The sequence below is a fragment of the Nocardioides sp. LHD-245 genome, from assembly GCF_030929495.1.
Lineage (GTDB): Bacteria > Actinomycetota > Actinomycetes > Propionibacteriales > Nocardioidaceae > Nocardioides.
On record NZ_JAVFWN010000011.1, the window covers coordinates 263,431 to 282,203 of the forward strand.

The following is an 18,773-nucleotide window of genomic DNA, read 5'->3' on the forward strand; positions in this document are numbered from 1 at the left end:
ATTTCGCCGACCCCCTTGACATCCGGTCGTGGGCCAGATCACTATTCACTCAATTGGTAGTACCACTTGATCAAGCGGTAACACCACCTTAGCAACCCCTGCCCCCGACCGAAAGGACTTCGGTGAGCACTTCCGTCTCGATCACAGAGCTGGGCGACGGCGTCGAGGAGGCCGTCCTCGCGACCTGGCTGTGCGCCGTCGGCGACACGGTCGCCGCCGGCGAGCCGATCGCCGAGGTGATGACCGACAAGGTCAACCTCGAGATCGAGGCCCCGGTCGCCGGCGTCGTGACCGCCCTCCACGTCGAGCCCGAGGACGCCGTCCGGATCGGCCAGGTCATCGCCGAGATCGGCGCGCCCGCATGACCACCGAGCTCGCGCTCTGGCAGGCGATGGTCGAGGCGCGCGCCTTCGACCAGGCGATGTGCCGGCACAACGGCCACTGGCACGAGGCCCGCGGCGAGGAGGCCGTCTTCGTCGGCGCGTACGCCGATCTCGGCCCCGATGACGTCGTGGCACCACACTTCCGCGGCACCTGCGCGGTCGCTCTCCAGCGCGGCACGTCCCCGGAGACCCTCGCGGCCGGCGTCTTCGGCACCCGCGGCAGCGACTCCGGCGGGCATTGGCGCGGGGACATCTGCCCCACCCCGGGCCCCCGCTCGATCGGGATGTTCTCCGGCTCGCTCGGCACGTCCGTCTCCTACGCCACCGGTGCCGCCCTGCACCTGGCCCGCACCTCCCCCGGCGCGGTGGCCGTCTGCAGCTTCGGCGACGGCACGGCCAACAGTGGGATCGTCGCGGAGTCCCTCAACCTCGCGGCGATGCTCGCGCTGCCGATCGTCTACGTGTGCCAGGACAACCAGTACGCCACCTCACTGCCGTCCGCGGTGGCGCTGGCCGGCGAGCGGGTGTCCGACCGGGCCCGCGCCCTCGGCATCGTCGCGACCGACATCGACGGCAACGACGTGCTCGCCGTCCGCGAGGCCGTGGGCCAGGCGGTGGCCCGGTCCCGTGCCGGTGCGGGACCGTCGTTCGTGCACGCGCTGACCTACCGGATGGGTGGGCACTACATGAACGACCCCGAGACCTACCGCACCCCCGAGGAGGTGGCGGCCTGGGCCGAGCGCGACCCGATCGCCCGGCTCCAGCAACTGCTCGTCGGCCACGGCGTCCTCGACCCTGCCGAGGCCGAGGCGCACAGCGCCGCGACCCACGCCCGGCTGGAGGCCATCGTCGCCGAGGCGAAGGAGCGCGACGACGAGGAGATCACCCCGACCGTCAGCGCGTTCGCGGAGGACGTGCGGCCCGAGCTGAGGAGCGCCTCGTGACCCGGATGACGATGAGCGAGGCGATCGTCGCCGCGGTCGCCGACGAGATGGCCGCGGACCCGTCGGTCTACCTGATCGGTCAGGACATCGGCGTCTTCGGCGGCCCGATGCAGTCGGCCAAGGGCCTGTGGGAGGCCTTCGGCGCCCAGGGCCGGGTCATCGACGCGCCCATCTCCGAGGCCGCCATGGTCGGCACGGCGGTCGGCGCCGCGATGGCCGGCAGCCGCCCGATCGTCGACCTGATGTTCGCCGAGTTCCTCGCGCTGACGATGACCCCGCTGGCCCTCGAGGGCGCCTCGGTCGCCTTCCGCACCCGCGGCCAGGTCACCGTGCCGCTCGTCGTCCGCGCGAAGTGCGGCGTCGGCCCGCACCGCGGTCACGCCGAGAGCTGCGTCGGCATGCTGATGTCCTTCCCCGGGCTCAAGGTCGCGATGCCGACCACCCCGCAGGACGCCTACTCGCTGATGCGCTCCGCGATCCGCGACGCCAACCCCGTCGTCGTACTCGAGCACATGAGTCTCCTGCACGGCGCCCGTGCGGAGGTCGACCCTGAGTTGGTGATACCGCTCGGTGCCGCCGCCGTACGCCGCGACGGCACCGACCTCACCGTCGTCGCATCCGGACTGATGGTCCAGCGCGCGCTGCGGGCCGCGGCCGAGCTGGCCAAGGAAGGCGTCGAGGCGGAGGTCGTCGACCTGCGCTCCGTCGCTCCCCTCGACGTCGGCCTGGCCCGCGCCAGCGCCGAGCGGACCGGCGCGCTGATCGTCGTCGAGGAGTCCTGGCCGGGCTCCGGTCCCGCCGCGGCACTGTGCGCCGGCCTCCTCGACACTCCCCTGGGTCGCACCGGTTTCCCCGTCCGGCTGCTCCAGCCGCCGGCGACCCCGGTGCCCTTCGCCGCCTCCCTCGAGACCGCGTTCGTCCCGTCCGTCGCCGACATCGCCCACGCCGCCCGCACGCTGCGCTCGACCATGAGAGGAACCGTGACCGCATGAGGACGTTGCCGGCCAGCCAGGTCTTCCACCGCGACCTGGTCCATACCGCCCCGGTGGTCGACCGCGCCGCCGGCGTCCACGTGTGGGACGTCGACGGCAACCGCTATCTCGACGCCTCCTCCGGAGGCAATATCGTGATCAGCATCGGATACGGCGTCCAGGACGTCCTCGACGCGATGGCCGAGCAGGCCGCCAAGGTCAGCTTCTGCGGCCAGTTCACCAGCGAGCCGCAGGAGCAGCTGGCCCGCGAGCTCGCCGACTTCGCGCCCGAGGGCATGGACTATGTCCGGTTCACCTCCGGCGGCTCGGAGGCCAACGAGACGGCGATCAAGCTCGCCCGGCACTACTTCGTCGAGTCCGGCAAGCCGTCCAAGCACAAGATCGTCGGCCGCTGGCGCAGCTACCACGGCAACACCCTCGGGGCCCTCTCCGCCACCGGCCACGTGATGCGGCGGGTCGGCTACGCGCCGATGCTGCTGCCCTTCGCACACGCCGCCCCGCCGTACCGCTACCGCTGCACCCTGTGCGCCCAGGCCGGCACCTGCACGCTGTCGTGCGCCGACGACGTCGAGCGGGTGATCCTCAACGAGGGTCCCGAGCACGTCGCGGCGTTCATCGCCGAGCCGGTGGTCGGGGCGGCGGCGATGGGCATGGTCCCGCCCGAGGGCTACTTCGAGCGGGTCCGCGAGATCTGCGACCGGTACGACGTCCTGCTGATCGTCGACGAGGTGCTCAGCGGGATGGGCCGGACCGGGCGCAACTTCGCTGTCGAGCACTTCGGGGTCGTGCCCGACCTGATCACCTGCGGCAAGGGCATCAGCAGCGGATACTCGCCGCTCGGCGCGGTGATCGCCCGCAATGAGATCTACGACGCGGTCGCCCAGGGCAGCGGCATGTTCGAGCATGGCTTCACCTACGGCGGCAACCCGCTCTCGTGCGCGGTGGGGCTCGCCGTGCTCCGCCACATCCGCAAGCACGACCTGGTCGCCCGGGCCGGCGAGGTCGGCGACTACCTGCTCTCCGAGATCCGGGCCGCGATCGGAGACCACCCGATGGTCGGCGAGGTCAGCGGACTCGGGATGCTCGCCGGCATCGAGGTCGTGGCGAACCGCACGACCAAAGAGCCGTTCCCCTACGAGCTCGGCGTCAACAAGCGGATCGCGCGGGCATGTCAGGAGCGAGGGGTGCTGATCAACCCCTCCTTCAGTGGCAATGCCGACGGCTACCGGGGCGACCGGTTCGGCATCTGCCCGCCCTACATCTTCGAGCGCGCCGACGTCGACCGCACCGTCGCCGTCCTCGCCGAGGCCGTGGCCGCCGTGGCCGCGGAGATCGGATGACCACGCCGCCGGCCCACGCCGGACGGCCCTCGGGTTCCACCCACCACCAAGGAGTCCCTGTGAAGCGCACCTACCTCGCCCTGGCCGCCTCCGCCCTCGCCTGCACGACGCTCGCCGCCTGCGGCGAGGACGGCGGTGGAGGCGCCAGGGACGCCGGCGACGCCAAGGTCTGCGTCGACCAGTACGCCACCGCCACCGTCATCGACGACCTGCTCACCGGCATCAAGGCCGGCCTCGCCGACGCCATCGACGACGGGCTCGAGCTCGACGTGCAGAATCCCAACGCGGACGCCGCGACCGAGCAGACGCTGGCGCAGAAGTTCATCTCCGGCGGCTGCGACGTCATCGTCCCCGTCGGCACGTCGGCCTCCCAGCTGATGGCGACCGCGACAAAGGACATCCCGATCGTCTTCGCCGCGTCCTCGACGCCCGTCGACGCCGAGCTGGTCGCATCGATGGACGAGCCCGGCGGCAACGTCACCGGCGTCGCCGACGTCATCGACCCGGTGCCGGACATCGACGCCATGAAGCAGCTCATCCCCGACCTCGACAAGGTCGGCCTGATCTGGAAGCTCGGCGACCCCGCCGGTGACGCCCAGGCCGACAAGGCCCGCGCGCACCTCGACGAGCTCGGCGTCGAGTACGTCGAGGCGACGATCAGCAACGGCTCCGACATCACCCAGGCGGCCCAGAGCCTGGTGGGGAAGGTCGACGCGATCGAGATCCCCGGCGACACGACCACGATCAGCGCGGTCGAGGGTCTGATGAAGGTCGCTGACGACGCGAAGTTGCCGGTCTACGGCGGCACCGGCGAGGCGGTGGCGGCCGGTGCCGTCATCTCCTCGTCCTACGACTACGAGGTGGTCGGTAAGGAGGTCGCCACGCTGGTGTTGGCCGTCCTCGACGGTGCCGACCCGGCCACCACCGCGGTCGTCGTCCCCGAGACCGGGGGTTTCGACCTCAACCGGACCAAGCTCACCGAGCTCGGCATCGACGTACCGGCGGAGATCCTCGACGCCGCGCTCACCACGCAGTGACCAGGAGGAGCACATGATCTGGAACCTCATCGAGATCGCCGTCCAGGTGGGGCTGCTCTACGTCCCCCTGGTGCTCGGCATCTACCTCGCGATGGGAGTGATGAGCCTCCCGGACCTCACCTTGCAGGGCTCCTTCGGCGTCGGCGGGTCGACGGCCGCGGTGCTCACCATCAACGGCCAGCATCCCGTGGTCTCGCTCGGCGTGGCCATGCTGGCGGGGGCCGCAACGGGGCTGGTCACCGTACTGCTGCACATGAAGCTGCGACTCAACGTGCTGCTCGCGAGCATCCTGGTGGCCACCGCGGCGTACTCGATGTGCCTGGTGATCATGAGCTCCGGCAACCTGTCGCTGTTCGGCACCACCACCGCGTTCTCCTGGGCCGACGGTGTCGGCCTGACCTACCGCGAGGGCACCATCCTCACCGGTGCCGGAGTAGCGCTGCTGCTCGTCGCGGTCCTGCTCTGGTTCCTGCGCACCGACTACGGGCTGTCCCTGGTCGCCACCGGCCAGAACATCCAGACCGCTCGTGGACTGGGCGTCCGCACCGAGCTGCGCCAGGCCGTCGGTCTCGCCGTCGCCAACGCGCTGGCCGCGCTCTCCGGCGGGCTGGTGGTGCACAACCAGGGCTTCATGGACGTGACCATCCAGAACGGCGTCATCGTCATCGGCTTGGCCGGCATGATGCTCGGCCTCAGCTTCACCCGGTCCAGCCGGGTGCTGCCGATCCTGGTGGCGCTGGTCGCCGGCGTCGTCGTCTACCGGTTCGCGGTCGCGACGTCGCTGCAGATCGGCCTGAACCCCAACCTGCTCCAGCTGCTCACCGCCGCGGTCGTCGTCGTGGTCATCGCCGTCCGCAGCCAGGGCCGCAGCTGGCTGAGCACACTCACCGCCACCGGCCGCCGCCAGAGCCGGATCGCCCGTACCCGGTACTACGAGGAGGATCGTGTTGCGAGCTTCATCTGACCCCACCCTCGACCTGCAACTGAGCGGGTGCACCAAGCGCTTCATCGCGCCCGGCCGCGAGCTGGTCACCGCGGTCGACAACCTCAGCCTCGAGGTGGAGGCCGGCACCTTCGTCTCGATCATCGGGTCCAACGGTGCCGGGAAGTCCACGACACTCGCAATGATCGCCGGCAACCTGCTGGCCGACGAGGGCCATGTAGTGGTGCGCGGCCAGGACGTGACCACACTGCCGTCGTGGCGCCGGATCGGCCTGGTCTCCCGGGTTCGCCAGAATCCGCAGGACAACATGGTCTCCAACCTGACCATCGAGGAGAACTTCGCGCTCGCCCTGGCCGGGCGGCGCGGGCGGTTCCCCCTGCGTCGTACGTCGCCCGGCAAGGTGCGCGCCGCGGCCCAGGAGCTCCTCGAGCCGCTCGGGATGGGGCTGGAGGATCGCCTCGGCGCCATCTCCGGCTCGCTCTCGGGCGGACAGCGGCAGGCGATCGCGGTCGCCATGGCCTGCCTCGGGTCCCCGGCGGTGATGCTGCTCGACGAGCATGTCGCCGCGCTCGACCCCAACAGCGCGGCCCGGGTCAACGCCGCGACCGAGCGGCTGATCCGCGAGCGCGGGATCACGACACTCATGGTCACCCATGACATGAAGCACGCGCTCGACCACGCCGACCGGCTGCTGATGATGCACCAGGGCACGATCGTCGTGGACGTGTGTGGCGACGAGCTGACCGGGATCACGCCGCGCGACCTGCAGCAGCGCTTCGCCGCGCTGTCCGGCGGGAGCCTGTCCGACGCCAGCCTGCTCGCCGAGAGCAGCCCGGCATGACGACGGCCGCGGTGACCCGCACTCCCCTGACCGGCATCCGCAAGGCGATCGCCGATCGGATGGCCCAGTCCCACGCCCAGATCCCGGGGGTGCACGTGGTCGAGGAGTGCGACGTCTCCCGCGTCGACCTGCGGCTCCTGCTCGCGCACGTGTGCCGGGCCGTCGCCGAGCTCGCCGCCGCGCACCCACTGTTCAACGCCCACGTCGTCGGCGACGAGATCCTCGCCTTCGACGACGTGGCGGTCGGGTTCGCCGTCGACACCCCGCGCGGGCTGGTCGTCCCGGTGCTGCGCAACCCGCTCTCCTACTCCCCCGAGGAGCTGACCGCGCAGGTCGCCGACCTCGCCGAGCGGGCCCGGGCCGGGCGGATCCCCGCCCGCGACATCAGCGGCGCCACGGTGACCGTGACCAGTCCGGGCAAGAGCGGCGGCGTCCTCGCGACACCGCTGATCAACCCGCCCCAGACCGCGATCATCGGGGTGCACCGCGCGACCGACCGGGTGGTCGCGCTGGCCGGCGGGGTCGCCGTACGCCGCATGCTCAACCTGACGGTCACCTTCGACCACCGGGTGATCGACGGCGCCGAGGCCGGGCGGTACGCGCACGAGCTGCGCGCGCTGCTGGAGCGGGAGGCCTGATGACCGCTCTGCCGGAGGGGCGCAAGCTCCTGCGCCTGGAGGTCCGCAACGCGCAGACCCCGATCGAGCGCAAGCCGTCCTGGATCAAGGCCAAGGCCAAGATGGGCCCCGAGTACACCGCGCTGCACGAACTGGTGAAGTCCGAAGGCCTCCACACCGTGTGCCAAGAAGCTGGCTGCCCCAACATCTTCGAGTGCTGGGAGGACAAGGAAGCCACCTTCCTCATCGGCGGCGACCAATGCACCCGACGCTGCGACTTCTGCCAGATCCACACCGGCAAACCCCAACCCCTCGACCGCGACGAACCCCGCCGCGTCGCCGAATCCGTCCAGACCATGGGCCTCAAGTACGCCACCATCACCGGCGTCGCCCGCGACGACCTCCCCGACGGCGGCGCCTGGCTCTACGCCGAAACAGTCCGCACCATCCACGACCTCAACCCCGACACCGGCGTGGAGAACCTCATCCCCGACTTCAACGGGATCCCCGACCTCCTCACCGAGGTGTTCGAGTCACGCCCCGAGGTCCTGGCCCACAACGTCGAGACCGTCCCCCGCATCTTCAAACGAATCCGCCCCGCCTTCCGCTACGAGCGCTCCCTCGACATCCTCACCCAGGCCCGCGCCTTCGGACTCGTCACCAAGTCCAACCTCATCCTCGGGATGGGCGAGACCCGCGAGGAGGTCTCCCAAGCACTCCACGACCTCCACGACGCCGGCTGCGAACTCCTCACCATCACCCAATACCTACGCCCCTCGGTGCGCCACCACCCCGTCGAACGCTGGGTCAAGCCCGAGGAGTTCGTCGAACTCGCCACCGAAGCTGAACAGATCGGCTTCAGCGGCGTCCTGTCCGGACCCCTCGTCCGTTCGTCGTACCGAGCCGGACGGCTCTACCGGACCGCTCGCCGGGCCCGGCTGGAGCGGGTTCGCTAGATCCACCCGGCGGCGACCGCCCCGCGGGTGAGAACCAGCAGGACGAGCAGGAACACCACGTTGACGGTCGTGAAGAGGCGCAGGAAGGTGGCCGTCTCCCCCGGCCGCAGCGCGGCGTACTGGCGCAGCGCGATGAGGCTCGCCAGCGACGCGACGACCGTCCCTACCCCACCGACGTTGACGCCGACCAGCAGCTGCGCGTGCTCGGCGGTGAACGGCGCGGCGAGGACGGCCGTCGGGACGTTCGACAGCACCTGGCTGGCCAGCGCGCTCACCAGCAGCGGGTCGTGGGCGAGCAGCTCGCCCAGGGCCGAGGCGACGCTCGGCACCCGGGCGAGGGCCTCGGCGACCACGAAGAAGAGGGCGAGGACCCCGAGCAGGAGGTAGTCGACCTTCAGCAGGGCCGACCGGTCGGCCACGAGCAGCACCGCGACCACACCGATACCCGCCCACCACGGCAGCACCCGCAGCACGATCGCGACCGTCGCCGCGAACAGCGCGAGGTAGAGCAGGCTCCGGCCCACCGCCATCCGGTGCGGGAAGGCGACCGGCTCGTGGGGGGTGCGTCGTACCGGCAGACAGGCGAGCACGATCAGCACCACCGACGCCGCGAAGGGCAGCGCCATGATCCGCAGGAAGTCGCCGATCCCGAGCGCATAGTGCTGGTAGAGGTAGAGGTTCTGCGGGCTGCCGAACGGCGTGATCATGCCGCCGAGGTTCGCCGCGACCGTCTCCATCACGAAGGTATAGGCCAGCAGGTCGTCGTTCCCGGTCACGCGCAGGGTCACCGCGGTGAGTGGCAGCAGGGTGAGCAGTGCCATGTCGTTGGTGATCAGCATCGAGGCCAGCAACGTCAGGAGGACCAGGCCCAGCACCAGCGAGCGGCGTGTGCGCAGCAGCTCGACGATGCGCTCCGCGACGGCGCCGAAGAAGTGCACCCCGTCCAGCGCGCGGACCACCGCGAGCAGGCAGAGGACGCTGGTCAGCGTGGTGAGCACAGGGCCATCAGACAGACATCAGAAGGACATCAGGCGGGCGCGACCGCCTCGTCGCGGGCCTCGGCCGCGGCGACGGCCGCCAGCGGCCCGAGCGGCGCCGTCGCACCGGCCTTGAGCATCCGCCGGAACCGCGCCCGGTTGTACGACGCCGGCTCGGTCGTCGAGATGAAGTCGTCGAGCAGCCGCACGAACTCGTCGGGGTGGTCCTTGTGCGGGAAGTGGCCGGCGTCCGCCAGCACGTCCACGCGCACGTCGGGGGCCAGCGCCCGGGCGTTCTCGGCGTGCGCGACCGGGATCACCTGGTCCTCGATGCCCCACAGCACCGCCATCGGCATGGCCTCGCTCAGGTAGGCGCGGTCGGACATCGTCACGATCTGGCCGCGCCAGTCGATGACGGCCCGGACCAGGTGACGGATCGCGAACCGGGTGCGCCGGTCCTTCCAGGACTCGACGATGTCGGCGACCTCGTCGAGGTCGCGGGTGTACTTGCGCAGCGGCCCGAAGGTCAGATGTCCCGACGCCGCCCGCAGGGCGAGGGTCTCGACGTGACGGATCCCGGGCAGCGTCAGCAGCCCGACGGCCCGGAACCAGCCCGGCACCTGGATCAGCCGGATCATCGGGGTCACCTCGCCGCCGAGGCCGCCGGTGGACACGAGCATCACCCGCTGGGTGCGCTCGGGGAACTGGTAGGCGAACTGCATCGCGACACCGCCGCCGAAGCTGTGCCCGACGACGGTGACCTTGTCGATGCCGAGGACGGTGAGCAGGTCCCGCATCCCGTTGGCGTAGCCGCCCAGCGTGTAGTCGGCGCGCGGCTTGTCGGAGAGCCCGTGCCCGAGCAGGTCGGGAGCGATCACGGTGTAGCGCTCGGCCAGCTCGTCGATCACCGGCGTCCAGGTCGTGTGGTCGCAGGCGAGACCGTGCAGCAGCAGCACCGCGGGCCCCGAGCCCTTGCGGACGTACGCGCGGCGCTTGCCGTGCAGCGTGACGTACCGGACGTCCTCGCTCCCCACCGACATCACCACGCCCCCTCCGCGCTCGGCTAGCAGATGCTTGCTCCTGCTAGCGGTCGTGCCCGATTCAACCACGGTGCCCGGGCGCTCGACACCCCGCCTCCGGAACCGGTCGGCGCACCGCGCAATAGGCTGGCGCCATGTCCCCCACCGGTTCGGCGCAACGGGCCGAGGCCACCCGCCAGCTGCGCGCGGCCACCGGCTCCCTGAGCACGGCGGCGACCTCGCGGATGGATGCCGACCTGCCCTGGTTCCGCGACCTGAGCGCCGAGGAGCGCTCGTACGTCGGGATGATCGTCCAGGCCGGCGTGAAGGGCTTCGTGGACTGGTTCGCCGACGGCGGCGGCGCCGACCCGCAGGATCACGCCCTCGTCGGTCAGGTCTTCGGCGCCGCGCCCCGCGCCATGGCCGGCACGGTCGACCTGCACCAGACCGTCGAGCTGATCAAGCTGACCATCGACGAGGTCGAGGCCAACATCGAGCGCCTGCTCGCTCCCGAGGTGCTGCCCGACGTCCACGCCGCGGTGCTGCGGTACGGCCGCGAGGTCGCCTTCGCGACCGCGGAGGTGTACGCCCGCGCCGCCGAGGTCCGCGGCCGCTGGGACGCCCGGCTCGAGGCGCTCGCCGTCGACGCCGTCCTGCGCGCCGAGACCGACGAGGCCGTGCTGTCCCGTGCCAGTGCCGTCGGCTGGTCCTCCCGCGGCGAGGTCGCGGTGGTCGTCGGCACCGCTCCCCCGGAGGCGTCCGGCGCGGCGACCGGCGTCTTCGACGACGTCCGGCGTGCGGCCCGCGAGCACGGCCTCGACGCCCTCAGCGCCGTGCAGGGCCACCTCCTGGTCGTGATCCTCGGCGGCGTCGACCAGCTCGAGAAGGACGCGAGCTCCGTCGCGCCCCTGTTCGGCGACGGCGCCGTCGTCGTCGGCCCGACCGCCGCCGACCTCGCCCACGCCCACCTCTCGGCCCGGGTCGCGCTCGACGCGCTGCGCGCGGCGGTCGGCTGGCCCGACGCCCCCCGCCCGGTCTCGGCCCACGACCTCCTCCCCGAGCGGATCCTCGCCGGCGACGACCGCGCCCGGCTCGAGGCTGTCGACGACCTCTACCGCCCCCTGGCCGACTCCCGCGGCGAGCTCGTCGAGACGCTGGTGGCCTACTTCGCCAACGGCGGCGGGATCGAGGCGACCGCCCGCTCCCTCTTCGTGCATGCCAACACCGTGCGCTACCGCCTCGGGCAGATCGCCGACCTCACCGGGCTCACCCCGTCGGTCCCCCGCGACGCGCTCAGCCTGCAGCTCGCGCTCGCCCTGGGCCGCCAGGCGGCGGCCGGCTCCAGCCGGGGCACCACCGCGTCCTAGGCCGACGGGCCGCACCGGCGCCATCCCCACGCCCCGTCCCCACTCCGTCCCCGCCTTGTAGGACTCCCACAAGGTCCGGCCGCCAAGTTCGTGGACGGTGCAGGCGCGGTCCCAACCACGGGGACGGCAGGCTGGAGGGGTGCTCGTGATCGTGGCCCCCGGACAAGGCGCGCAGACCCCAGGATTCCTCACCCCATGGCTGGAGGACCCGGACGTCGCCGCGTACGTCGACTGGCTCTCCGCCGTCTCCGGTCTGGATCTGGCCCACTACGGCACGGCGGCCGACGAGGACACCATCCGCGACACGAAGGTCGCCCAGCCACTCCTGGTGGCGGCCGGACTGGTCGCCGCCCGCCAGCTCGCGCTCGCGTCCGGCCCGATGCTCGCCGGCGCGGTCACCGGGCACAGCGTCGGTGAGCTCACCGCCGCGGTCGGCGCCGGCGTGATCACGGCCGAGCAGGCCATGGTCCTGGTCCGGGAGCGGGGCAACGCGATGGCCGACGCGGCCGCCGTCACCCCGACCGGCATGACCGCCGTCCTCGGCGGCGATCGCGACGAGGTCCTCGCCGCGATCGCGGCCCACGGCCTGACCGCCGCCAACGACAACGGTCCCGGCCAGATCGTCGCCGCCGGCACGACCGAGCAGCTCGCGGTGTTCGCCGACAACGGCCCCTCGGGCGCCCGGCTGCGGTCGCTGTCGGTCGCCGGGGCCTTCCACTCCCCCCACATGGCGCCCGCGGTCGACCACGTGACCGGCCTCGCGCGATCGGTCTCCGTGACCGATGCGCACACCCCCTTCATCACCAACTCCGACGGCACCGTGGTCCGCGACGGCCGTGACGCGCTGGACCGGATCGTGGGCCAGATCGCTCGCCCGGTGCGGTGGGACCTGTGCCTGGAGACGATGGCCGGGCTGGGCGTCACCGGGGTCCTCGAGCTGCCTCCGGCCGGCACCCTGACCGGCATCGCGAAGCGCTACTTCCGCGGTCGCGAGCCGGGCGTCGAGACCTTCGCGCTCTCCGGCCCCGAGCAGCTCGACGAGGCCCGCGCCTTCTGCGAGCGGCACGCCGCGGCCGCCCACACCGAGGTCGTGCCCGCATGAGCGGCCTCCAGGTCGAGTCCGTGTCCGCCCATGCCACGATCCTCGGCGTCGGCGCCTACCGTCCCGTCCGCGTGGTGCCCAACGCCGAGATCGTCGACGCGATCGACTCCAGCGACGAGTGGGTCCAGCAGCGTTCGGGCATCCGCACCCGCGGGATCGCCGGCGAGTCCGAGACCGTGGTGTCGATGTCGGTCGAGGCCTCGAAGGCGGCCCTCGAGAGCGCCGGGGTCGACGTGCAGCAGGTCGACGCCGTCATCGTCGCGACGGTCAGCCACCTCATGCAGCTGCCGTCCGCCGCCGCCATGATCGCCCACCAGCTCGGCACGGCGCAGCCGGCCGCCTTCGACATCTCGGCCGCGTGCGCCGGCTTCTGTCACGGTGTCGCCCTCGCCAACGACATGGTCCGCGGCGGCACCGCCCGGCACGTGCTGGTGATCGGCGTCGAGAAGCTCTCCGACATCACCGACCCGACCGACCGCGGTTCGGCCTTCATCTTCGCCGACGGCGCCGGCGCGGTGGTCGTCGGACCCGCCGACCGGCCCGGTATCGGCCCGGTCGTGTGGGGCTCCGACGGCGAGCACTACGACCACATCCGGTCCCGCAAGGACTGGACCGAGGTCGTCGCGTCCGGTGACCTCCGTGAGGCGGCGATCACCATGAAGGGCAGCGAGGTCTTCCGCTGGGCGTCGTACGGGATGGCCAAGGTCGCCCAGCAGGCGCTGGACCGGGCGGGCATCACCGTCGACGAGCTCGACTGCTTCATCCCGCACCAGGCCAACAACCGGATCACCGACGCGATGGCGCGCTCGCTGCGCCTGCCCGACACGGTCCGGATCGCCCGCGACATCATCGACTCCGGCAACACCTCCGCCGCGTCCGTCCCGATGGCCCTGCAGCGGATGATCGACGACGGCGACGCGAAGTCGGGAGACACCGCGCTCCTCATCGCCTTCGGCGCCGGTCTCGCGTACGCCGCCCAGGTCGTCGTCATCCCCTGACGGGCCCCGGCGCCCGCCCACGTTTCCGCACCACCCAGCACCACCCATCAACCACGGGAGAACACCAAGAATGAGCACCGAAGAGATCCGCGCCGCCCTCGCCGAGATCGTCAACGAGGTCGCCGGCATCCCGGCCGACAGCGTGCAGCTGGACAAGTCGTTCAGCGACGACCTGGACGTCGACTCGCTCTCGATGGTCGAGGTCGTCGTCGAGGCCGAGGAGAAGTTCGGCGTCACCATCCCCGACGACGAGGTCAAGAACCTCAAGACCGTCGGCGACGCGGTCGCCTACATCGAGCGCAACATCGCCGCCTGATCATTCTGATCCGCTGACTCACCAAGGGAGACCGACAGCCATGTCCCGCACTCGTGTCGTCGTCACCGGCCTGGGCACCACCAGCCCGCTCGGCGGCGATGTCGCCAGCACCTGGGAGGGCCTCCTCGCCGGTCGTTCGGGGGTCCGTCCCCTCGGCGACATGGCTGACGGTCTCCCCGTGACCATCGGCGCCACGGCCGCCGTCGATCCGGCGGAGGTCCTCGACCGGGTCGTGGCCCGCCGCCTCGACCGCTCCTCGCAGTTCGCGCTGATCGCCGCGCTCGAGGCCTGGGCCGACTCCGGCCTGGCGTCCGCCCAGGAGTCCGGCGCCCTCGACGGCGACCGGTTCGGCGTCGCCTTCGCCTCGGGCATCGGCGGCGTGCACACGCTGCTGTCCAACCACTCGACGCTCCTCGAGAAGGGCCCGCGGCGCGTCTCCCCGATCGCCGTGCCGATGCTGATGGCCAACGCTCCGGCGGCGACCATCAGCCTCAAGCTGGGCGCTCGTGGCCCGGTCAACACCCCCGTGTCGGCCTGCGCGTCGGGCAACGAGGCGGTCTCGCTGGCCGCCGACCAGATCCGGCTCGGCCGGGTCGACGTCGCGATCGCCGGCGGCACCGAGGCCGCGATCCACCCGCTGCCGATCGCCGCGTTCGCCAACATGATGGCGTTGTCCAAGAACGACGGTGACCCGACGAAGGTCTCGCGCCCGTTCGACACCGGTCGCGACGGCTTCGTCCTCGGCGAGGGCGCCGGTGCGCTGGTCCTGGAGTCGCTCGAGCACGCCCAGGCCCGCGGCGCCCGGATCTACGCCGAGGTCCTCGGCACCGGCATCACCGCCGATGCGCACGACATCGCGCAGCCCGACCCCGCCGGCCGGGGTGGTGCCCGCGCCATCCGTGCCGCCGTCCAGGACGCCGGCGTGGCCCCCGGCGACATCGCCCACGTCAACGCGCACGCGACCTCGACCCCTCAGGGCGACGTCGCCGAGTCGCTGATGCTGCACGCCGTGCTCGGCGCGGCTGCCGACGACCTCGTGGTCTCGGCCACCAAGTCGATGACCGGTCACCTGCTCGGCGGCGCCGGCGCGCTCGAGGCGGTCGCGACGGTCCTGGCGATCCACCACCGCACCGCGCCGCCCACGATCAACCTCGACGAGAAGGACCCCCAGGTGGAGCTCGACGTCGCCACCAAGCCGCGGGACCTCCCGCTGGGCGACATCGCCGCGATCAACAACTCCTTCGGCTTCGGCGGCGCCAACGTCGCCGTCGTCTTCGGATCGCCCACCTGATCCCGAGCGCGGCAGACCCGGCCGCGACCCCAGCGCCTCACCGCGCTCCACGTGCCAGGGCCGCTGGAACACCTCCCGTCCAGCGGCCCTGACTTCGGATTGCTCCTCCACAGAGAAAGCGCCCCGGCTCACCAGAGCCGGGGCGCTTTCGGGTCGCAGCGGGTCGGTGCTCAGACCACCTGGTGCAGCCAGCGCACCGGGGCGCCCTCTCCGGCGTGCCGGAAGGTCTCCAGCTCGTCGTCCCAGGGCTTGCCCAGCAGCTTGTCGATCTCGTTCTCCAAGGTCACCTCGCCGAGCGCGGCGCGGACCACGGAGGCCTTGAGCCGGTCCTCGGGGATCATGATGTCGCCGTGCAGCCCCATCACGGCGTGGAAGACACCGAGGTCGGGGGTGTAGGAGAACCGGGCGCCCTCGGTCGACGACGTCGGCTCCTCGGTCACCTCGAAGCGGAGGTGGTTCCAGCCGCGCAGCGCGGAGGCCATCTCGGCGGCCGCGCCGACCTTGCCGGTCCAGGAGAACTCGGCCCGATAGGTCCCCGACTGCGCCGGTTGCGGCGTCCAGTCAGGGTTGACGGGCACGCCGAGGACGCCGCCCACGGCCCACTCGATGTGCGGGCACAGCGCGGACGGCGCGGAGTGGACGTAGAACACGCCCCTGGCTGCACTCATGCTTCCGGTCACCACGAACCCTCGCTTCTTCCTACCTCCGGCGTGAGATACGCCTTCCCCAGCGGTCTCGACGGAGGTGTCGGCGTCGCGAACGTGCGTAGGCACAGCGGCAGAGTGACACCTGTGTTGTTGTGCTCCCATTGTGGCCCATGGGACGGCGTGACACCAGCGCCACGTCCGCGTGTCTGGCCTCACACGGCCCGCGGTCGGCTCCCGAGGGCGACCAGCTCCTCCAGTACCGATCTCCCGATGCCGAGACCGCCGAGGTGGCTCTCCCCGTCGATGACCGTCAGCGTCGCGTCGGGCAGCCGCTCGACGCAGTGCCGGCCGTGCCGGAACGGCACGATGTGATCGTCGTCGCCGTGCCACCAGCGAACGGGGACGCGCACGTCGGCCAACCGGAAGCCCCACTCCCTGGTGAAGAGCAGCAGATCGGCCAACGGCGCCGTCATCTGGAACCGGCTGCCGTTGAGCAGGTCGTCGAGGAACATCGCCTTGAACTCCGGTCGCCCCAGGAGGTGCCGGTCGCCGGCCGGCTGCACCGCGGCGTACAGGTCCAGCGCCGGGCCGGCCAGGGGCTTCACCGCACGGATGGCCCCGGTGAGCGCCACCCCCAGCGGCACCCGGCTCGCGGCCAGTACCGGGGCCGCGCGCACCGCGAGCTGGATGATCCCGCCCTCCGCCGCGTCCGGGCCCCGGGTCGGTGCGACTCCCCGAGCACGCCCACCCCCTCGCCCCGTTCCGGCAGCGCGGCGCCCGCAGCCAGGGCGTAGGGCCCGCCGCCGGACAGGCCGATGACGCGCAGGGTGTCGACCGCCAGGGCGTCGAGCAGCAACCCGAGGTCGGCGGTCCAGTCGAGCACGTTCGCGTACACGTGAGGCGTCGAGGACCCGATCCCCGGGCGGTCGATGCCGATGATCCGGACGCCCGCCTCCTCGGCGTACGCGCGGGCGTCGACGGGGATCTGGCGCCGCGCCCCGGGGGTTCCGTGCATCCACACGATGGCCGGGCCCCGCGGCGAGCCGTACTCCGCGAAGCTGAGCCGACGGCCGGCCCGCACCGCCACGCTCCCCTCGAGGGTGGGCCGCCTGGGCTGCTCCGGGATGCGGGGAGCCGGGAACGTCATGCGCAGGAGTGTGACAGGTGCGACGCGCCCCCGCCGCCCGTGTCCTACGCTTCGGCCATGACCGACGCAGGATCCGCGCCCAGCAGCGCGCCCGCACCGGGCCGCCGTCGCGCCGAGCGCCCCGCACGCACGCGTGCCGCCGGGCTCGGCACCCCGCGCGTCCCGCGTCCCACGTTCCGGTCGCGCGGCTGGCGCATCGGTCTGCTCGTCGTCGCTCTGGCTCTCGTCGTGTCCTGGCTCGCCTGGTACGCCACGACGCCGGAGAAGCTGCCCGTGACCACGAAGGTGGTCAACGCCAACGGCGTCGTCGGGACACCGTTGTACGTCGGGATGTTCGCGGCGCCGTCCGACTTCGGCCGGGCCATCCGGGTCTCCGGGATCAAGGTCCGCACGACCAGCGACGTCGATCTCGAGGTGACCCCGCTGCTCTGCCGCCGCGGCACCATCGGCGTGACCACCCAGCCCGACCAGTTCTGCAGCGACCTCGTCGACCCCGAAGGACAGCGGATGGTCGCCGGCGACTCGATCGTCGTGAAGATCGCGTCCGACGAGGCCGCCCTGGCCGTGGTCGACCGGATCAGGGTCGCCTATCGCGAGGACCTCCGTTGGGACACCCAGCCCGCCGGCCACCGCCAGGCGATCGTGACGATCGCCGGGCGCCCCTGAGCGCCCGGCAGCCCGTCAGTCGCGCTCGACCCGCTTCTCCAGCGCCTCAGCCCGCTCCGCCGCGTCGGTGATCTCCTCCGCGTCGATCGCGTTGGTCTTGTGGAACCAGGTCAGCGCGTCGTTCAGGCGCCCGGCCTCCTCCAGCGTGTCCGCATAGGCGTAGCGGAGCCGGGCGACCCAGGACTCCCTGCTCTTGCTGTTGAGCGGCGACACCTCGAGCGTACGCAGCGCGGCGTCGAACTGGCCCAGGTCGCGCCGTGCGCCGGCCTCGACGAGGGTCATCTCCGCCTTGGCAGCAGGGACGAACTTCGCCACCGACGGGCTCTTGGCGAGCTCCAGAGCACGAGTCGGGTTGCCGAGGGCGCGATGGCAGTCCGCCATGATCGGCAGATAGGCCGTGGCGCCGTTCATCCGCTTCGCCGCCCGCAACTCGGCGAGCGCCTCGGCGTAGTGGCCCGCGGCATAGGCGGCCTCGCCGACCGCCTCGCGGACCACCGCGATCCGCGGCGCCCGCGCCTTCGCCGCGAGTGTGTGCTGATACGCGGTCTCCGGGTCGTCGTCGACCAGCTGACCTGCCGCTGCCATGTGGCGCGCCACCCGGGCGGCCAGCTTCTCCGGGAGACCCTTGAGCTGGGCGCGCACCGAGGCGCTCAGCTCCGAGCCCGTGATCTCCTCCGGCAGCAGTGGGCCGTCGTAGACCGCCTGCTTCTCGGTGCGCTCGGCCGGGTCCACCCGCGACCTGCGATCCGACTCCGTGCGCGGGCCACGTCCCTGCCCCTGCGCCGGCCTGCCGCCGCGCCCCGCGGGCTTGCGGTCGCCCGAGGGCTTGCGGTCGCCGGAGGGCTTGCGGTCATAGGGCTTCCGCTCGTCACCGCTCTTGCCGCCACCGCTCCGGGCGCTCGTACCCTTCCGGGGAGCACCTCCCTGACGGGGGCCGCCCTGTCGGGGGGCACCCGCGCCGTCACGACGGCCACGCTGGTCTGCCACGTTGTCTCCTGGGAGTCGAGATCGCTATTGAGGAATCTAGGTGCAAAACAGCGTAGGGGCCACCCGATGGGTGGCCCCTACCTGAATGTTTGTCCGGCGGCGTCCTACTCTCCCACATCCTCGCGGTTGCAGTACCATCGGCGCTGGCAGGCTTAACTTCCGGGTTCGGGATGGGACCGGGTGTTTCCCTGCCGCTATGGCCG

At 71.9% G+C, this 18,773-nt stretch carries 21 protein-coding genes and 1 rRNA gene; 15 read left to right on the forward strand and 7 right to left on the reverse strand.

Annotated features, from left to right (window positions below; translation table 11 throughout):
• The first annotated feature begins 122 nt into the window (after positions 1-122).
• Genes RB608_RS17560 through lipA form a run of 9 tightly spaced genes read left to right on the forward strand, consistent with a single transcriptional unit; the run spans position 123 to position 8,053 of the window.
• Entirely contained in the window at positions 123-365 is a 243-nt protein-coding gene (locus RB608_RS17560; protein ID WP_308089336.1) for a biotin/lipoyl-containing protein, read from the forward strand.
• Complete coding sequence (locus tag RB608_RS17565) at positions 362-1,327, forward strand: thiamine pyrophosphate-dependent dehydrogenase E1 component subunit alpha (protein ID WP_308089337.1); 966 nt, start codon at positions 362-364, stop codon at positions 1,325-1,327. Before RB608_RS17560 ends, RB608_RS17565 begins: the two co-directional genes overlap by 4 nt.
• 5 nt (positions 1,328-1,332) lie before the next feature.
• The gene (locus RB608_RS17570; RefSeq protein WP_308089361.1) at positions 1,333-2,319 is read left to right on the forward strand and encodes a transketolase C-terminal domain-containing protein; all 987 of its coding nucleotides are present in this window, start codon (positions 1,333-1,335) and stop codon (positions 2,317-2,319) included.
• Positions 2,316-3,659, forward strand: a complete 1,344-nt coding sequence (locus RB608_RS17575) for an aspartate aminotransferase family protein (RefSeq protein WP_308089338.1) — start codon at positions 2,316-2,318, stop codon at positions 3,657-3,659. The genes RB608_RS17570 and RB608_RS17575 overlap by 4 nt, the downstream gene beginning before the upstream one ends.
• Positions 3,660-3,718: 59 nt before the next feature.
• Complete coding sequence (locus RB608_RS17580) at positions 3,719-4,696, forward strand: ABC transporter substrate-binding protein (protein WP_308089339.1); 978 nt, start codon at positions 3,719-3,721, stop codon at positions 4,694-4,696.
• A 13-nt stretch (positions 4,697-4,709) separates the two neighbouring features.
• Positions 4,710-5,660 carry a hypothetical protein gene (locus tag RB608_RS17585; RefSeq protein WP_308089340.1) on the forward strand — a complete coding sequence of 317 codons (951 nt, stop codon included), beginning with the start codon at positions 4,710-4,712 and terminating at the stop codon, positions 5,658-5,660.
• Positions 5,644-6,480, forward strand: a complete 837-nt coding sequence (locus RB608_RS17590; protein ID WP_308089341.1) for an ATP-binding cassette domain-containing protein — start codon at positions 5,644-5,646, stop codon at positions 6,478-6,480. The genes RB608_RS17585 and RB608_RS17590 overlap by 17 nt, the downstream gene beginning before the upstream one ends.
• Positions 6,477-7,118 carry a 2-oxo acid dehydrogenase subunit E2 gene (locus tag RB608_RS17595; protein ID WP_308089342.1) on the forward strand — a complete coding sequence of 214 codons (642 nt, stop codon included), beginning with the start codon at positions 6,477-6,479 and terminating at the stop codon, positions 7,116-7,118. Before RB608_RS17590 ends, RB608_RS17595 begins: the two co-directional genes overlap by 4 nt.
• Positions 7,118-8,053, forward strand: coding sequence for a lipoyl synthase (gene lipA, locus RB608_RS17600; protein WP_308089343.1), 936 nt, complete (start codon positions 7,118-7,120; stop codon positions 8,051-8,053). The genes RB608_RS17595 and lipA overlap by 1 nt, the downstream gene beginning before the upstream one ends.
• Here the strand turns inward: lipA and RB608_RS17605 are convergent.
• Both RB608_RS17605 and RB608_RS17610 read right to left on the reverse strand, forming a co-directional pair.
• Positions 8,050-9,051: an SLC13 family permease gene (locus RB608_RS17605; protein WP_308089344.1), complete on the reverse strand. Its 1,002-nt coding sequence runs from the start codon at positions 9,049-9,051 to the stop codon at positions 8,050-8,052. The genes lipA and RB608_RS17605 overlap by 4 nt on opposite strands.
• 29 nt (positions 9,052-9,080) lie before the next feature.
• Positions 9,081-10,070: an alpha/beta fold hydrolase gene (locus RB608_RS17610; protein ID WP_308089362.1), complete on the reverse strand. Its 990-nt coding sequence runs from the start codon at positions 10,068-10,070 to the stop codon at positions 9,081-9,083.
• A gap of 134 nt (positions 10,071-10,204) precedes the next feature.
• Here RB608_RS17610 and RB608_RS17615 point away from each other — a divergent pair, with 134 nt between their 5' ends.
• The 5 genes from RB608_RS17615 to RB608_RS17635 all read left to right on the forward strand — a co-directional run bounded on the left by RB608_RS17615 (position 10,205) and on the right by RB608_RS17635 (position 15,123).
• Positions 10,205-11,416: a helix-turn-helix domain-containing protein gene (locus tag RB608_RS17615; RefSeq protein ID WP_308089345.1), complete on the forward strand. Its 1,212-nt coding sequence runs from the start codon at positions 10,205-10,207 to the stop codon at positions 11,414-11,416.
• Positions 11,417-11,555: 139 nt separating this feature from the next.
• Positions 11,556-12,518: an ACP S-malonyltransferase gene (locus RB608_RS17620; RefSeq protein ID WP_308089346.1), complete on the forward strand. Its 963-nt coding sequence runs from the start codon at positions 11,556-11,558 to the stop codon at positions 12,516-12,518.
• Positions 12,515-13,516, forward strand: coding sequence for a beta-ketoacyl-ACP synthase III (locus RB608_RS17625; protein WP_308089347.1), 1,002 nt, complete (start codon positions 12,515-12,517; stop codon positions 13,514-13,516). The genes RB608_RS17620 and RB608_RS17625 overlap by 4 nt, the downstream gene beginning before the upstream one ends.
• Positions 13,517-13,586: 70 nt before the next feature.
• Positions 13,587-13,832: an acyl carrier protein gene (locus RB608_RS17630; protein ID WP_308089348.1), complete on the forward strand. Its 246-nt coding sequence runs from the start codon at positions 13,587-13,589 to the stop codon at positions 13,830-13,832.
• A 40-nt stretch (positions 13,833-13,872) separates the two neighbouring features.
• Positions 13,873-15,123 (forward strand): beta-ketoacyl-[acyl-carrier-protein] synthase II, encoded by a 1,251-nt coding sequence (locus RB608_RS17635; RefSeq protein WP_308089349.1) that lies wholly within the window; start codon positions 13,873-13,875, stop codon positions 15,121-15,123.
• Positions 15,124-15,293: 170 nt separating this feature from the next.
• Here the strand turns inward: RB608_RS17635 and RB608_RS17640 are convergent, their stop codons facing one another.
• From RB608_RS17640 to RB608_RS17650, 3 genes are all read right to left on the reverse strand, one after another.
• Positions 15,294-15,791 (reverse strand): DUF3145 domain-containing protein, encoded by a 498-nt coding sequence (locus RB608_RS17640; RefSeq protein ID WP_308089350.1) that lies wholly within the window; start codon positions 15,789-15,791, stop codon positions 15,294-15,296.
• Positions 15,792-15,982: 191 nt separating this feature from the next.
• Positions 15,983-16,375, reverse strand: a complete 393-nt coding sequence (locus tag RB608_RS17645) for an alpha/beta hydrolase (protein ID WP_308089351.1) — start codon at positions 16,373-16,375, stop codon at positions 15,983-15,985.
• Positions 16,372-16,917 carry an alpha/beta hydrolase gene (locus RB608_RS17650; RefSeq protein ID WP_308089352.1) on the reverse strand — a complete coding sequence of 182 codons (546 nt, stop codon included), beginning with the start codon at positions 16,915-16,917 and terminating at the stop codon, positions 16,372-16,374. The genes RB608_RS17645 and RB608_RS17650 overlap by 4 nt, the downstream gene beginning before the upstream one ends.
• A gap of 57 nt (positions 16,918-16,974) precedes the next feature.
• Here RB608_RS17650 and RB608_RS17655 point away from each other — a divergent pair, with 57 nt between their 5' ends.
• Positions 16,975-17,583, forward strand: a complete 609-nt coding sequence (locus RB608_RS17655) for a hypothetical protein (protein WP_308089353.1) — start codon at positions 16,975-16,977, stop codon at positions 17,581-17,583.
• A gap of 15 nt (positions 17,584-17,598) precedes the next feature.
• Here RB608_RS17655 and RB608_RS17660 read toward each other — a convergent pair whose 3' ends face one another.
• Both RB608_RS17660 and rrf read right to left on the reverse strand, forming a co-directional pair.
• Positions 17,599-18,570: a tetratricopeptide repeat protein gene (locus RB608_RS17660; RefSeq protein ID WP_308089354.1), complete on the reverse strand. Its 972-nt coding sequence runs from the start codon at positions 18,568-18,570 to the stop codon at positions 17,599-17,601.
• Positions 18,571-18,661: 91 nt separating this feature from the next.
• Positions 18,662-18,773, reverse strand: a 5S ribosomal RNA gene (rrf, locus tag RB608_RS17665); the annotation flags it as partial.

What these genes read in the sequence shown, in the direction of transcription:
- RB608_RS17565 (WP_308089337.1), top strand. Translation starts at nt 362, where the DNA reads ATGACCACCGAGCTCGCGCTCTGGCAGGCGATGGTCGAGGCGCGCGCC.
- RB608_RS17570 (WP_308089361.1), top strand. Translation starts at nt 1,333, where the DNA reads ATGACGATGAGCGAGGCGATCGTCGCCGCGGTCGCCGACGAGATGGCC.
- RB608_RS17575 (WP_308089338.1), top strand. Translation starts at nt 2,316, where the DNA reads ATGAGGACGTTGCCGGCCAGCCAGGTCTTCCACCGCGACCTGGTCCAT.
- RB608_RS17585 (WP_308089340.1), top strand. Translation starts at nt 4,710, where the DNA reads ATGATCTGGAACCTCATCGAGATCGCCGTCCAGGTGGGGCTGCTCTAC.
- RB608_RS17595 (WP_308089342.1), top strand. Translation starts at nt 6,477, where the DNA reads ATGACGACGGCCGCGGTGACCCGCACTCCCCTGACCGGCATCCGCAAG.
- lipA (WP_308089343.1), top strand. Translation starts at nt 7,118, where the DNA reads ATGACCGCTCTGCCGGAGGGGCGCAAGCTCCTGCGCCTGGAGGTCCGC.
- RB608_RS17610 (WP_308089362.1), bottom strand. Translation starts at nt 10,070, where the DNA reads ATGTCGGTGGGGAGCGAGGACGTCCGGTACGTCACGCTGCACGGCAAG.
- RB608_RS17615 (WP_308089345.1), top strand. Translation starts at nt 10,205, where the DNA reads ATGTCCCCCACCGGTTCGGCGCAACGGGCCGAGGCCACCCGCCAGCTG.
- RB608_RS17625 (WP_308089347.1), top strand. Translation starts at nt 12,515, where the DNA reads ATGAGCGGCCTCCAGGTCGAGTCCGTGTCCGCCCATGCCACGATCCTC.
- RB608_RS17630 (WP_308089348.1), top strand. Translation starts at nt 13,587, where the DNA reads ATGAGCACCGAAGAGATCCGCGCCGCCCTCGCCGAGATCGTCAACGAG.
- RB608_RS17635 (WP_308089349.1), top strand. Translation starts at nt 13,873, where the DNA reads ATGTCCCGCACTCGTGTCGTCGTCACCGGCCTGGGCACCACCAGCCCG.
- RB608_RS17640 (WP_308089350.1), bottom strand. Translation starts at nt 15,791, where the DNA reads ATGAGTGCAGCCAGGGGCGTGTTCTACGTCCACTCCGCGCCGTCCGCG.
- RB608_RS17650 (WP_308089352.1), bottom strand. Translation starts at nt 16,917, where the DNA reads ATGACGTTCCCGGCTCCCCGCATCCCGGAGCAGCCCAGGCGGCCCACC.
- RB608_RS17655 (WP_308089353.1), top strand. Translation starts at nt 16,975, where the DNA reads ATGACCGACGCAGGATCCGCGCCCAGCAGCGCGCCCGCACCGGGCCGC.